Source organism: Mesorhizobium sp. M7A.F.Ca.US.005.03.2.1 (assembly GCF_003997795.1).
Classification (GTDB): domain Bacteria; phylum Pseudomonadota; class Alphaproteobacteria; order Rhizobiales; family Rhizobiaceae; genus Mesorhizobium; species Mesorhizobium ciceri.
Window position 1 is genome coordinate 1 of the sequence record NZ_RZRP01000069.1, and the last position, 13,444, is coordinate 13,444.

8 protein-coding genes and 5 pseudogenes are annotated in these 13,444 nt (G+C 60.5%); 7 read left to right on the forward strand and 6 right to left on the reverse strand.

The window, feature by feature from the left end; genetic code table 11:
* A pseudogene (locus tag EN991_RS06320) lies at window positions 1-212 on the reverse strand (IS5/IS1182 family transposase); the annotation flags it as partial.
* Window positions 213-927: 715 nt separating this feature from the next.
* On the opposite strand from EN991_RS06320, the gene EN991_RS06325 reads away from it, so the two are divergent.
* The 7 genes and pseudogenes from EN991_RS06325 to EN991_RS40755 form a co-directional block, all read left to right on the forward strand.
* Window positions 928-2,607, forward strand: a complete 1,680-nt coding sequence (locus tag EN991_RS06325; RefSeq protein ID WP_063170379.1) for an ABC transporter substrate-binding protein — start codon at window positions 928-930, stop codon at window positions 2,605-2,607.
* Window positions 2,604-3,593 carry an ABC transporter permease gene (locus EN991_RS06330; protein WP_063169344.1) on the forward strand — a complete coding sequence of 330 codons (990 nt, stop codon included), beginning with the start codon at window positions 2,604-2,606 and terminating at the stop codon, window positions 3,591-3,593. The genes EN991_RS06325 and EN991_RS06330 overlap by 4 nt, the downstream gene beginning before the upstream one ends.
* Window positions 3,590-4,522: an ABC transporter permease gene (locus EN991_RS06335; RefSeq protein WP_063169343.1), complete on the forward strand. Its 933-nt coding sequence runs from the start codon at window positions 3,590-3,592 to the stop codon at window positions 4,520-4,522. The genes EN991_RS06330 and EN991_RS06335 overlap by 4 nt, the downstream gene beginning before the upstream one ends.
* Window positions 4,519-5,529, forward strand: coding sequence for an ABC transporter ATP-binding protein (locus EN991_RS06340; protein WP_063169342.1), 1,011 nt, complete (start codon window positions 4,519-4,521; stop codon window positions 5,527-5,529). Before EN991_RS06335 ends, EN991_RS06340 begins: the two co-directional genes overlap by 4 nt.
* Entirely contained in the window at window positions 5,522-6,523 is a 1,002-nt protein-coding gene (locus EN991_RS06345; RefSeq protein ID WP_063169341.1) for an ABC transporter ATP-binding protein, read from the forward strand. Before EN991_RS06340 ends, EN991_RS06345 begins: the two co-directional genes overlap by 8 nt.
* A 233-nt stretch (window positions 6,524-6,756) precedes the next feature.
* Window positions 6,757-8,523: a CocE/NonD family hydrolase gene (locus EN991_RS06350; RefSeq protein ID WP_206617005.1), complete on the forward strand. Its 1,767-nt coding sequence runs from the start codon at window positions 6,757-6,759 to the stop codon at window positions 8,521-8,523.
* An 88-nt stretch (window positions 8,524-8,611) separates the two neighbouring features.
* Window positions 8,612-8,949 (forward strand): annotated as a pseudogene (locus tag EN991_RS40755) (IS110 family transposase); the annotation flags it as partial.
* 44 nt (window positions 8,950-8,993) lie between these two features.
* Here the strand turns inward: EN991_RS40755 and EN991_RS06360 are convergent.
* The 5 genes and pseudogenes from EN991_RS06360 to tnpB all read right to left on the reverse strand — a co-directional run.
* A pseudogene (locus EN991_RS06360) lies at window positions 8,994-9,186 on the reverse strand (transposase domain-containing protein); the annotation flags it as partial.
* 28 nt (window positions 9,187-9,214) lie between these two features.
* Window positions 9,215-11,278, reverse strand: a complete 2,064-nt coding sequence (locus EN991_RS06365) for a recombinase family protein (RefSeq protein WP_063169338.1) — start codon at window positions 11,276-11,278, stop codon at window positions 9,215-9,217.
* Window positions 11,265-11,567 (reverse strand): hypothetical protein, encoded by a 303-nt coding sequence (locus EN991_RS39775; RefSeq protein ID WP_063169337.1) that lies wholly within the window; start codon window positions 11,565-11,567, stop codon window positions 11,265-11,267. Before EN991_RS39775 ends, EN991_RS06365 begins: the two co-directional genes overlap by 14 nt.
* Before the next feature lie 49 nt (window positions 11,568-11,616).
* A pseudogene (locus EN991_RS06370) lies at window positions 11,617-12,934 on the reverse strand (IS66 family transposase); the annotation flags it as partial.
* A gap of 69 nt (window positions 12,935-13,003) precedes the next feature.
* Window positions 13,004-13,356 (reverse strand): annotated as a pseudogene (gene tnpB, locus EN991_RS06375) (IS66 family insertion sequence element accessory protein TnpB).
* Between the last annotated feature and the right edge of the window lie 88 nt (window positions 13,357-13,444).

The window sequence follows — 13,444 nt, forward strand, 5'->3', positions numbered from 1 at the left end:
AGCACCTCATCCGACAGGTTGAAGGTGTGCTTGAGGATCGCCAGCCCCGCCATCAGCCGGGTCGGCAGCGGCGGCATGCCGGGGCCGTCCGAATAGACGGCGCCGAAACGCTCCTCCAGCACCGGCCGGTCGATCGCCTGCTTCATGTTGATGATCTGATCGAGCCTGGAGCGGAACAGGTCCTGCTCTCCCGTCTCGCGTGGCTTGGACATTCGCCGTCCCCTCGATTCGCCGCCGCCGAACCGAGTGAATCACGCTCCGCAGCACAAGGGAATCGCAAAACCGAATTGCAGGAAAACAGCGTCCAAATACCGCTAATCCTGCAATTCAAAAGACGCTATCCGCCTCAATCAAAAGGCCAGATCAATGGCTTGCGGATAGTTCACGGTCGACGAGCTGGCGGCCACGCATCAGGCTGGAGATCCATCAGCGTTTACATCGTTTTTCAACGGGCGGCTCAAGCTCCGTGTTGTTGCGCGGCGCGCAGCTTGTCGAACGCCTCTTAGACCGTCGTGTGCCGGAAGAGGATATCCTCTGGAATTTCGGCATCGACATTCCGACATCACACATCCGTGATAAAGGCGTTTGCGGCTCGACGGGACCCTCCAACCCGAGGTCGCGAACAGAACCTGAATGACTGCCTCGTTTGCTATATGCGAATTGTCCGTGGGCGCCGCCAGGAGCTGGAACCGGCCAATCGACTTTAATTCTGGCTAGCTGTGCCCAGAATCGAGAAAAACGCCGGATTCATGCAGGCACAGCGGCCAATTTGCAGGAACCACCCCCCTGGGCACTGCTACTTATCTGGAATGAGGGGACTGTGGAGCTTCCGTCAAAAGGAAGCCAGATGTTCCGGGTTGAGGCCGTAGATCATCGTGGTCGTGTGAACATGAAGTGATGATAAAGCCGGCAAACAGGGAGGATAAAATGAGCCAATACTCATATAATCGTCGTGCGCTTATGAAGGCAATGCTGGCGATTTCGGCGACCCCTTGGGGGATTAACTCGAGGGCGTTCGCCTCGTCGTGCGACGATCGCATCCTGCGAATCGGCGGACTGGGTGGAGGCCCTGATTCGATGAACCCCTTCGCCACTTGGGGCTCCTTTTGGCCCTTGGCTATTTGCTATGATTTCTTGGTCTGCATAGACGCCCAGCGATACGACGATCGAAAGGGCTTTGCCCAATCTTGGTCCGTCGCCGACGACAACCTCACTTGGACCTTCAAGATCTGGCCCGGCATGAAGTGGTCGGACGGCCAGCCTGCTACCGCTAGGGACGCGGCGTTCACTTATAGTTATTTGCACGATTCCATAGGCAAGCCCGACGAGCTAAACGTCGGGTGGAACAGCACCAGCGGTCTTGAGAACGTCGAGTCCATCAAAGCGTTCGACGACGAGACTTTGCAGATCGTGACCAAGTTCCCCGCGACCTGGCCAATAGACAATATCATAATGATCGTTCCCGAGCACATTTGGAAGGACATCAGCTATGCTGACGCACGCGTAACCTTCCGCAACGATCCGCCTTTGGTGGGTACGGGACCTATGATCGTTTCGGAGTTTCACCAGGGCCAGTTTACACGCCTGACGCCGAACCCCTATTTCCGTACGGGGAAGCCCCAAATCGCGGGGGTGATCCTGCGGTCCTTCGATGCCGCCGATCCGATTGCGCAAGGTCTTAAGAGCGGGGAACTCGATTATGGCAACTACCTGACGTCCGCCCAGTGGGCTGATCTCTCGAAGGATCCCGACATTGTAGTCGGTGAATCCCGCATAGCTCAGAAAACCTATCTCGCCTTCAACACCGCTTCGGGAGATGGCGCAGGTAGCACCAAGGCTCTGCAGGATCCGGCGTTTCGCGATGCGCTCGGCTACGCGATCGATCAGAAGGCCATCGTCGATCGAGCCATGCGCGGACACGCCGACCCTGGTGTCGGACTCGCAATGCCGGTGGCGGCCGATTACTATTCAGATCTGAACGACATCAGGCGCCACTTCGATCTCGCCGAAGCCAACCGCCGGCTTGACGCCGCAGGGTACCGGGACACGAACGGCGATGGCATTCGGGAGGACAAGGACGGGAAGAGTTTCCAGCTAGAGCTGGTGTCTGGACCTTCAGCAAATATAGAGATGCCGGTCGCGGCAGTGCAGTTTATCGCTGGCTGGTTGGAGCAAATCGGTATCCCTGTATCGGTGACTCGGCTCGACTCCGGTGCGCTGAGCGCCCGCGCCGCAGCTCCGGCGAAAGGCGGCGGAGGGTGGGATCTGCTCATTTCCGATACCTGGCAAGGCCCAACACCTAAAGACCTGCTCATCTTCGGCAGCAGCAATTCCATCGGCATCAAGAACAAGGCGTACTGGACGAATGCGGAGTTCGACAAACTGTTCGCGGAGGTGCAGGTCACCGTTGACCTCAAGAAAAACCAAAAGCTGGTCGACCAGGCAGCGCGACTAATTTATACTGAAGCGCCTTACATCGTACTATGTTACCCCACCCTGCTCGAAGCCCACCGGAGGGATTGCTTCGAGGGTTGGGGAAAGCAAGGCATCATGTCGATGGACAGCTACTTCCCATTCGATCGCTTGAAGCCGGTGCCCGCGCCGTGAACGGAGGGGGAGGGAGCCGTCACATCCTGCGCATCATCGTCAGGGCCTCTATAACCCTCCTGATGGTGGCAGTCCTGAACTTCATCCTATTCCGAGTTATTCCAGGTGACCCTGCATCTCTTTTGCTTGGCGGGGCGCGCGTCAGCGTCACCGCCGAGCAGATTGAGGCGCAGAACCAACGTTGGGGCCTTGACCGGCCGCTGTTCCCGGACCAGGCGGTCGACTACCTGTCGGCAACACTCCGCGGCGATTTCGGCTACAGCTTCAAGTTCAGGGGCAGGCATGTCGCAGACCTGATAGCGGAACGCCTGCCGGACACCATAGTCCTAGTCGGGGTTGCTCAGATAATGGCAATCGTTATTGGGGTGATGCTTGGGATCTACGCAGGCTGGCGCCGGGGAGGAGCCGGCGACCGTATCGCAACCGGAGCCTCTCTGGCGCTCTATTCTACGCCGGCTTTCTGGCTCGGCATGATCCTGGTGGTAATCTTCAGCACGGCATTGGGTTGGCTCCCGGGCTATGGTGCATACTCGCCCGGCCTGATCACGGGCTCTCTTGGTTCGTTCCTCGACTACCTGCAACATCTCACGCTTCCCGCCACTGCGGTGGCGCTTGGGCTAATCGGCCAGTACGTCGTCGTCGCTCGTGCCGCAATGAGTGACGTACTCACCGAGGATTACATGGTAACCGCACGGGCGAAAGGGCTGACCAACGGTCAAATGCTGATGCGTCATGCATTTCGCAATGCAATGCTACCGGTCGTGACCTTGATCACCCTCAATATTGGCTATGTGGTCGCCGGGGCCATCACTGTCGAAGCCGTTTTCGCCTGGCCGGGTATCGGCGGGCTGACGGTGGAAGCACTCAACGCACGGGACTACCCAGTCCTTCAAGGCATATTCCTGTTGCTTGGCGTTTCAATTGTTCTCGCAAACCTCGTAGCCGATCTTGCCTACAGCCTTCTAGATCCGAGGGTCCGACAATGAGCGACAATATTGTTCGATATTGCCCGCGAGGCCGGGCGCGCGCAATAAAAGGCTTTCTGCGTCAATTTCTCAGCTATGGCGGTGCTCAGGTGGGCCTCGTATGTCTGGTATTCTTTCTTGTTGTGGGAGCGGTCCCCAATATTCTGGCGGGACCGCTCCAGACTGCGATCAATGCAACTGGCGATTTCCTCGCACCCCCATCAGGCGAGCATCTGCTCGGCACGGACGAAATCGGGCGGGACGTGCTCAATCTGGTCCTCCATGGTGCCCGGATCTCGCTTACGATTGCGCTACTCGCGACTGTGATCAGCCTCGTCGTTGGGACTACAATCGGTACGACCGCTGGCTACTATGGTGGCAGGGTCGACGTCTGGCTGATGCGCTTGACAGACTTCTTTTTTGTCATGCCGTCCTTCGTGCTGGCGCTGGTCATTACACCCGTGGTTCTCGAGGTGATGGGGCGCGGTGGAGAAATCCTGGGCTTCCGTCCTTCTCTTTTCGTGATCATTGTCGTTATAGGCATGACAAGCTGGTCCTTTGTTGCACGTATCGTCCGGAGTCAGACACTGTCGCTTAAGGAGCGACCATTCATTGATCGTGCGCGCGTTGCGGGTAGCAGTAATTTCGGCATCATGGTGCGGCACATCCTCCCCAATCTCGTGCCGCAAATCGCAGCCAATGGTGCGCTGGTGGTCGCCAGCGCAATCTATGTCGAGACATCGCTCTCATTCCTTGGACTCGGGGACCCGTTGCAGCCTTCATGGGGCACTTTGCTTTCGCTCGCTCAGCGCGCCGGCGCGGCCAGTGCTGGAGCCTGGTGGTACCTCGGCGCCCCAGGACTGTGCGTACTCACGGTTTCGCTTAGCTTCGTCCTGATTGGCAGTGCCCTTGACGACACGTTCAATCCACGGCGGAGGGTGATCCCATGACCAGCTCCTCCCAGGACAAAACACCGCTTCTGGAAATAGACCGGCTCTCTGTCGATTATGGGCTCAAGGGCGTTTCATTGCGAGCAATCGACGGCGTAAGCTTCGCGCTCCGAGCCGGAGAGGCCGTGGGCCTCGTCGGAGAATCGGGCAGTGGCAAGACCACGACCGCGATGGCGATCGCTGGTCTACTATCACCCAACGCGCGGGTCAGCGGCGGCCAAGTGCGCTATCGTGGCAACCGACTGCCGATCGACGATGATGCGGCGATGCGGCCACATCGCTGGAGCGAAACGTCCGTTGTCTTCCAGGGCGCGATGAACGCACTTAATCCTGTTCACCGCATTATCAAGCAGATCGCCGAGCCATGCATGCTGAAGCTCGGCATGTCGCGGGGCGAGGCGACCAAGCGGGGAAGTGAGTTGCTTCAACTGGTCGGCATCCCGGCGGATCGTGGTTCCGCCTACCCTCACGAGTTGTCGGGCGGAATGCGACAAAGGGTGATGATTGCCATGGCGCTCGCGTGTCGACCTTCGATTATCATTGGTGACGAGCCCACCACAGCGCTCGACGTCATCACTCAGGCTCAGATCCTTAACCTGCTAGGCGACTTGCGATCGCAGTTGAGCCTCGCCCTGATTTTGATCACCCACGACCTTTCTGTGGTGGCTAAGTGTTGTGATCGCGTAATGATCATGTACGCGGGCCGCATCGTCGAGGATGGCACTGTCGCCGAGATTTTCGCCCAGCCCAAACATCCCTACACCCGACAGCTGATCGAATCGATCCCGAACCCAGCGAGCGGCAAAAAGATGATCCGGCCAATACCGGGTGATCCTCCCAACTTGGTGAATCGACCCTCGGGCTGCGCTTTCCATCCGCGTTGCCCGTCGGTCATGGGGGGGTGCGCGACCGAAGTCCCCAGCCTCAATAAGTTCGGGCGGGGACGTGTCGCCTGTCACCTTCACCGGTCCTTGACGCAAGAAGACAAGGTCGCTGTTCATGCCTGACACTGCCGGCATCCTGCGTCTCGAGAGCCTGCAAGTTCATTTTCCTATCCAGGGCGGTCTGTTCGACCGTGTCCTGGGCCGATCTGTCGGCGCCATGCGCGCGGTAGACGGGATCGACCTCAACGTCGGGCGGGGCGAGATCGTCGCCCTGGTCGGCGAATCGGGAAGCGGCAAGACCACTGTGGGCCGCGTCATCACCAAGCTTGCCAAGCCGACTGGCGGCAGAATGCTGTTCGAAGGCCGCGACATGAGGTCGGTAGAGGGCTTCTCGGCTCTACGTCCGTACCGGCGTCGCGTGCAAATGATCTTCCAGGACGCTTATCAGGCCCTCAATCCGCGACACACCGTGTTCGACATCGTGGCGGAGCCGTTGCAGTCCCTGCGGCTGGTCGGTAACGCCACTCAACTCGCCGACCGGGTGAGTGAAGCGCTTGCGGCCGCTGGGCTCAATCCTCCCGGCGATTTCTTCGCCCGCTTCCCGCACGAGCTATCCGGCGGGCAGCGCCAGCGCGTCGTGATTGCAGGAGCGCTTGCCGTCCGGCCGGAACTCATCGTTGCTGATGAACCTGTATCGATGCTCGATGTCTCGATACGCGCTCAGATTCTTCAGGTCCTGGTTGACTTGCGCGACAGGCACAACATGGCGCTGCTGTTCATCACCCACGATTTGCCCCTTGCCTGGCTGATCGCCGACCGGATTGCGGTCTTGTATCTTGGAAAATTGGTCGAGATTGGTAGCGCCGACGAGATCACATTCAACCCTCGCCATCCGTATACCGTCGCCTTGCGCAACGCCACACCGCAGATTGGCGGCAACGCAGGTCGCGCCGAGTTGCCGGCCCTGCAGGGCGAGGTTCCAAGTGCCGCGCGCGTGCCGAAGGGCTGCCGTTTCCATCCTCGTTGCCCGCTTGCCTTCGACCGTTGCAAAGCTGAGGAGCCGCCGGCGATCGAAGTTGGACCACAGCACCTGTCAGCCTGCTGGCTCGCTAAGTGAAAGGCATGCAATCAGCGCCACCCCAATGAGCGTATTCCATCTGGTATTGCACAGGCAGGTGGGCTGGAACACCACCATGCAGATAGAATGCTGAGACCCGTCGAAATTGGCCACTCCATCTTGAATCAGTCTCAATGTCTGGGAGGCACTCTGAAGTGTGTAATGAACTAGGCCCGATTAAACCGCCAACGCCGCGATACGAAGTGGTTTTGCAGACCGGCTTGCGCGTTCCAATGCGGGACGGCGTTGAGCTCGCCACGGACCTGTATCGGCCTATTGGTTACACTGGGGAACTCGGGTCAATCCTTATCCGAACTCCATACGGTAAGACGCCCTATCGCTGTCCGGTTGAGCCTCGCCACAAAGTGGCAAGAATGTTTGCTGGACAAGGGTTCGCTGTACTTGTGCAGGAGCGTCGTGGCGTCTTCGATTCCGGCGGCGTATACGCTAGGGAACATATAGGGGACGACGGTTATGACACGCTGTCCTGGATTTCGCAGCAGCCATGGTCGAATGGACGCGTGGGCACATATGGGTGCTCGGCGCTTGGTATCGCGCAGGTTTTGCTGGCGCAGTTGTGCCATCCAGCCCACCGATGCGCAATTGCGCAGGGATCGGGCGGCGCGAACGGCTCTGCCGGAGGGCGATATCGCAACGGGGATCTCCGTCTCGGCGGTGCGGTGGAGGTTGCCGCGTTTGTCCCCTGGTTCCACCAAACCGCAGCGAAGGACCGGTCCCGAGTGCAACCGAAAAGCGATGAGGAGTATCAGCGGGCTTTCGCGTCGCTGCCGCTCGTCAACATGCTTAAGAGCCTTGGGGGACCGCCGACTGACTGGGAGGACTGGGTCTCGCGTGACCCAGGCGATCCCTGGGGGGATCGGAATGGGATGCTTAGCGAGGACTCGACCATCGACGTCCCAGCCCTGTTCGTGAACTCGTGGTACGACGTGGGGGCTGCCGACGCGCTTCACCAGCAGCGCGTTTTTAGTGCTCGCGGATTGAGCCCGGCGGCACGCGATCACCAACATATCATTCTGTCGCCAGCCACGCATTGTGGCACCGAGAGTCTCAAAGCCCCGACGGTTATCGGCGAGCGCGAGCTGGGCGACGCGCGCCTGGATTGCTGGCAGATCTACCTGGACTGGTTCGACTGCTGGCTGAACGACAAGCCCGACCGGATCGAGGGAATGCCCCGCGTCCAGTACTACGTGATGGGTCGCAACGAGTGGCGTGCCGCGTCAGAATGGCCCCCTCTTGGTGTGGAACTGCAGCACTGGTTCCTCCGCAGCGGCGGGAATGCCGCGACCCGTCTAGGCGACGGGACTCTTGATGTAGAGCCTCCGAGTGCCGACGAGCCGGCTGACACGTTTACCTACGACCCTGGGGATCCGGCGCCGTTCTTGGGGATGGACGGCGGGAAGTCAAGTGGAACTACTATAGGACCCCGCGATTACCAGGACGTCCAGCTTCGTCCAGACGTCCTCTGCTTCACTTCACCGCCCCTCACAGAGGGCATGGAGGTTACCGGATTTGTCCGGGCGGTCCTCTTCGTCTCTTCTTCGGCCCCGGACACGGACTTCGTGGCCAGACTGTTGGACGTACATCCCGATGGCCGTGCGATTGACGTGGTGGACGGGATACTGCGCGTCCGCTATCGCGAGGGCTTTGATCGGGCTGTTTTCATGGAACCGAGCGTTATATGCAAAATCGAGATTGATCTCGACGCCACAAGTAATTGGTTTCCGGCCGGCCATCAAATTCGCCTGGAAATCACTAGTTCGGCCTTCCCGCGGTTCGACCGCAACCTGAATACGGGAGGTAACAACTGGGACGAAACTGAATGGGTAGTGGCTCGGAACACGATTCATCACTGCGAGCAGTTCCCCTCCCACGTACTGCTTCCTGTGATGACAGCGATGGGGTCCCATGCCGGCAAGGCGAATTTGAACAGCATCGCTAGGTGTTTAGATTGTGGTATTCGGCTTTGCCCCCCGCCTTGAACGGGTTGTTTTGAAGTGCTGCGCTTCGAGATGATGACAAAACGTGGTCTGTGTGAACAGCCACAAGCATCAGGAAAGGAAGCGCAGCATGAAAAATTATGCCGGACTGGACGTCTCCGTGAAAGAGACCACCGTTTGCATCGTGAGAAGGGCGCCGAATTTGCCGAGAGATGAAGGTTGCTAGTCATCCGGACGATCTTGCTGACGCATTGAAGAACCCCGCATGGAATCTCGCCCGGATCAGGCTTGAAGCCGGCCCCTTATCCCAATGGTTGGTCTGGCGGCAGCCGGACTACGTGACCTGTATCGAGCCCCGTCATTCCAAGGCGTTCTCAAGGCACAGGTCAACAAGACCGACCGCAACCATGCTCGCGGCATCGCGCAGATATGCGGGTTAACCTGTTCCGGCCCGTGCATGTCAAGAGTAAGCGGTATTCTCGGGCCACGGCCTTGAGCTCGAGCTTGTTGATGTAGACCCAAGGCAGGAGATCGTCGATCTGGCTGTTGGGGTGGCCGTTGACGATCCTGGTGAGGACATCGGCGAGATAAGCCGAGCGGTTCGACACCATTGAGCTTGCAGGTTTCGATCAGCGAGGCGATGACTGCCCAGTGTTCGGCGCCGCCGTCAGAGCCTGCGAAGAGCGCGTTCTTGCGGTTGAGCGCGAAGACTGATTCATTATGCACCCCCTCTTCAAATGGCGGGAAACAGCGATTTCTGATTATCGTCGTTGATGATACGCGGAGATTTGCGCGCCAAATCGGCCTTGATCCGTTCATCTTCAAGGTCGCTGGCGCGGATCTGGTAGGGCGCGCCGCGCATGACCTGCTCGGCTGGTAATATGCCGTCCCTGACGAACCGGCGGATTTTGACGTGCGACACGCCAAGCTTCGCGGCCGCGTCCGACATGGTAAGCCACTCGCCGTTCTTGTCGGAAGACCGATAGCCGCTGATCTTGTGCACCGTGCGCAGGGATTGGACGCGTCGCGCCGTCCAGGTCTTTCCCTGACCCGTCTTCATGCCCATGCGGTTGAGTGTGGCGGCGATTTCGGCATCCGACCATCGCGTTGCCATGGATCGCATGACCGCCAGAGCCTCCTCAGGCGTACTCTGGCCATGCTCTCCGGATTTGGACTTGCGAACCCTTACCTGGGAATGCTGGCCCCCATGCCAATGGATGGTCAGGATCACATCGCGCGCGTCGTCATCGACGTCCGCCACAATGTCCTTGATGAGCGCGCGCAGCAGTTGCTGACGGAACCGCATATCGACACCCGGCGCATTCCAGGCGGCTTCGAGATCCTGGGCGAGGCCGGTGAAGTCAGGGATCGCGTCGACAGGCTCCATACGCTGGACTTCACTGAGCCGGGCCTCGCAGGTCTCCACGCGCCTGAGCCTAGCTTCCCAGTTCCTCTCGAGCTGGGCCGCTATAAGCCGGTTCTCCGGGTCGCAGGCGGCGTAGCGGCGCTCGGCGAGCGATGCCTCATAGCGTGCCTGCTGCAGGTCCATCTCGATCATCTGCCGCCGCCTGGCTTCGCTCTCCAGCTGCATCTGTTCAGCCTCCAACGCCGCCTCGATCGCCATCGGCGCAACCGCCTCCAAGGCTTCGCGGGCCACCGCCGCATCGGTGCGAAAGCCGTTGAACGACATGCATCGCGCCTGCGCCATCATGGTGTTCTCGCAACGATAGACCGGGTAACCTTGGCCACGTCCGGCATACGTGACAACCAGTCTTCGCCCGCATCGACCACAGGAGAGAAGACCCGGGAGCAACGCGCGACCGCCGCGGCCCGACTTGACGCCGCCGGCTTTGCCATAGGCGTTGGCGGCGAGAAGTTCCTGGTTCCGTTCGTACTCGCTCCATCCGATATAGCCTTCGTGATGCTCCTTGAGCACCACCGCCCAATCGCTGGCCGGCTTGTAATGACCATAGCTCTTGCGGACGCGGCCATCCACGATCTCGGTGCGCTTCTCGCTCTTACCATAGACATAAGCGCCGGCGTAGAACGGGTTCTTCAGGACGGAGATCACGTTGCGGTAGCGGACCGGAACCCAGGCGAAGGACACCATCTTCTTGCCGTCGGAGGGTCTGGGGAAATGCACGCCATCGTCGATCATCGAGATCAGGACCTGGCGGGCACTGCCGAGTTCGCGGAAACGCGCGAATATCAGGCGAATGGTCTCCTGCAGGCGTATATCGGGATCGAACCCGAGACCGTAATCCCGGTGCCAGACGTAGCCGAAGGGCACAGAGATGCGCAGTTCGCCGCGCTGTGCCTTGGCGCGGTCAGCTTCGTACATGCGAGCACGCAGCACCCCGAGTTCGAACTCGCTTATGCTCCCCTTCATGCCGAGCAGCAGGCGATCGTTCGGCAGTCCCGGATCGTAGACTCCGTCCAGATCGATCACCCGTGCATCGACTTCGCCGCACAACTCGAGCAGCCGATGCCAGTCCGGTCCGTTGCGAGACAGGCGGGACGCCTCCAGGCAAAGCACAGCGCCCACATGACCGGTGCACAGATCGTCGACCAGGCGTTCGAAACCGGGACGTTCCACAGCTCCACTTGCGGTGCGTCCCAAGTCCTCGTCGATCACCTCAACCTTGCGGAATCCCCAGCGCCGCGCGACGTCGACCAGCTCATATTGCCGACGCTGGCTCTCAAGATTGAGCTGCACTTGCGCCTGCGTGGACTGACGTACATAGACAACGGCCTTGCGCTTGAGGATGGTGGCCGGAATCAGATTACGGCTCGTCATCGCGGCTCTCCTCCGTCACGATACCGGCGGCGGCCATCAGCACATTGGCGAGCCGGGCGATCACGATCGTTCGTTGCGCTGCGCTCAGCCCGACTAGCTTGTGCGAGTCGAGCGCATGCTGAGCTGGCGAACGATCACGAGAGATCGTGTCGGTGGCGGCAAGGTTCTCATTTTGAGTCTCCCCGATGATGAAACCATCCGGAGAGCCTCGCCGGAAACGGCGCTGGATCAAGAGCTTGTTCAGTTCAAGCAGTGCAGCAAGCGACGCGCGCGGGGAGCCCAGATCCATTGCTGCGCACGGGACTTCGACCTCCTGCCCAACATGGGCAGAATGACCCCGAGATTGCGATCGGACGGATCGAGCGTTCGACGGTGTTGCTGTCGATCTCGATGCGGCCGTCGTCAAGGAAGTGCGAGAGGCCTTCCCAGCGTGAGAGCGTGTAGCGGATTGCCTCTGCGAGCTTGGTCTTCTGACTGATCAGGCCGAGCTTCTCACGCAGCCAGGGTTCGAGATCGGCGACGATGGCGCGGCTTTTGTCCTGACGCATCGCGCGGCGCTCGTTGGCCGATCGGCCACGGATGTCATCCTCGATCTTGTAGAGTTCGGCGATCCGTCTCAGCGCGTCACTGGCGATCGGCGCGGGACCGGCTGCTGCCAGTTCATAAAAGCGCCGACGGACATGCGCCCAGCAGAAGGCGAGCGTGACGCCGCTTTTGTCGGCCAGCACGCGATAGCCGCCATAGCCGTCGACCTGCAAGATTCCGGTGAAGCCTGCGAGATGAGCGATCGGACGCTCGGCCTTTCGGTCCGGCGCATAGACATAGGCGACGCCCGGCGGGTCGCTCCCCTCCCATCGTCGGTCATCGCGGGCATAGGCCAAGAGTGGACCTGTCTTAGTCGTGCCGCGGCCGGGATCGAGCACCGGCGCGGTCGTCTCGTCGGCGAAGAGTTTTGCCGAGGACTTCAGCTTGCCAAGCAGCCGCTCATGCACCGGACGCAGGTGCCAGGCGGCGCGGCCGACCCAGTCGGCGAGCGTAGAGCGATCGAGATTGATACCCTGCCGGGCGTAGATTTGCGCCTGACGATAGAGCGGAAGGTGATCGGCATATTTTGAGACCAGCACCTGGGCGACCGTTGCCTCGGTCGGAAGACCACCCTCGATCAGCCGGGCCGGCGCCGGAAGCCTGAACCACGACGTCCTCGCAGGCGCGGCAGGCATATTTGGGCCGGCGCACGACGATTACACGCAGCTGCGCCGGAACGATGTCGAGCCGCTCGCTCACGTCCTCGCCGATCCGATGCAAGCCATTGCGGCAGCATGGGCAGGCATGGTCCTCGATGTCGACGACCATCTCCACGCGCGGCAGATGGGGTGGCAGCGCGCCCCGGTTGGCCCGGCGCCTCGTGGCCTTTGCTTGCCGCTCGGCGGGAGCAGATTGCTCCTTCTCTTCCTCACCGGCGGCCTCGATCTGCTCCGCCTCTTCGAGCCCCAGCAGCAATTGATCCTCGGGGAGCGTCTCGGCACGCCGGCCGAAGCGGTGACGCTGCAATTCCTTGATGATCTGAATCAGACGGGCATTCTCGACGTCGTGCGCCAGGACCATCGCCTTCAGCGCGTCCGGATCGTCGGGAAGCTGGTCAGCCGTCATCGCCATGAACGGATCAGACCATATTCGCCGACAGCCCGCGACAGCGGAATCTAGGCTGATTCACTTCGTCGCGGGTCAGCCCGCCTGGGCTGGCACGCGGGTCCGGCGCGCCTCATGGACTCGCCGCCAGTCGAGACCTTCGAGTAGCGCCGAGAGCTGCGCGGCCGTCAGCCGCATCATGCCGTCATGCACTTTCGGCCAGCGGAACTCCCCATCCTCCAAACGCTTAGCAGGCAAACCCCGGTGCCATCCCAGAAGATCAGCTTGATCCGGTCAGTCCGCTTCGCCCGGAAGACGTAGACGGCCCCGCTGAACGGATCGGCCCCCATTGTCTCTCGCACCAGCGCCGCCAATCCCTCCGCACCCTTGCGGAAGTCGACGGGCTTCGTCGCCACCATGACCTTGACCGCACCCGTCGGCCCGATCACGACGTCGCCTTCAGCGCGCGGATCACTGCGGCCACCGTCTTGGTATCGGCGCCCCGGCCGACGCGCATCGCGATGCCGTCGATCTCAA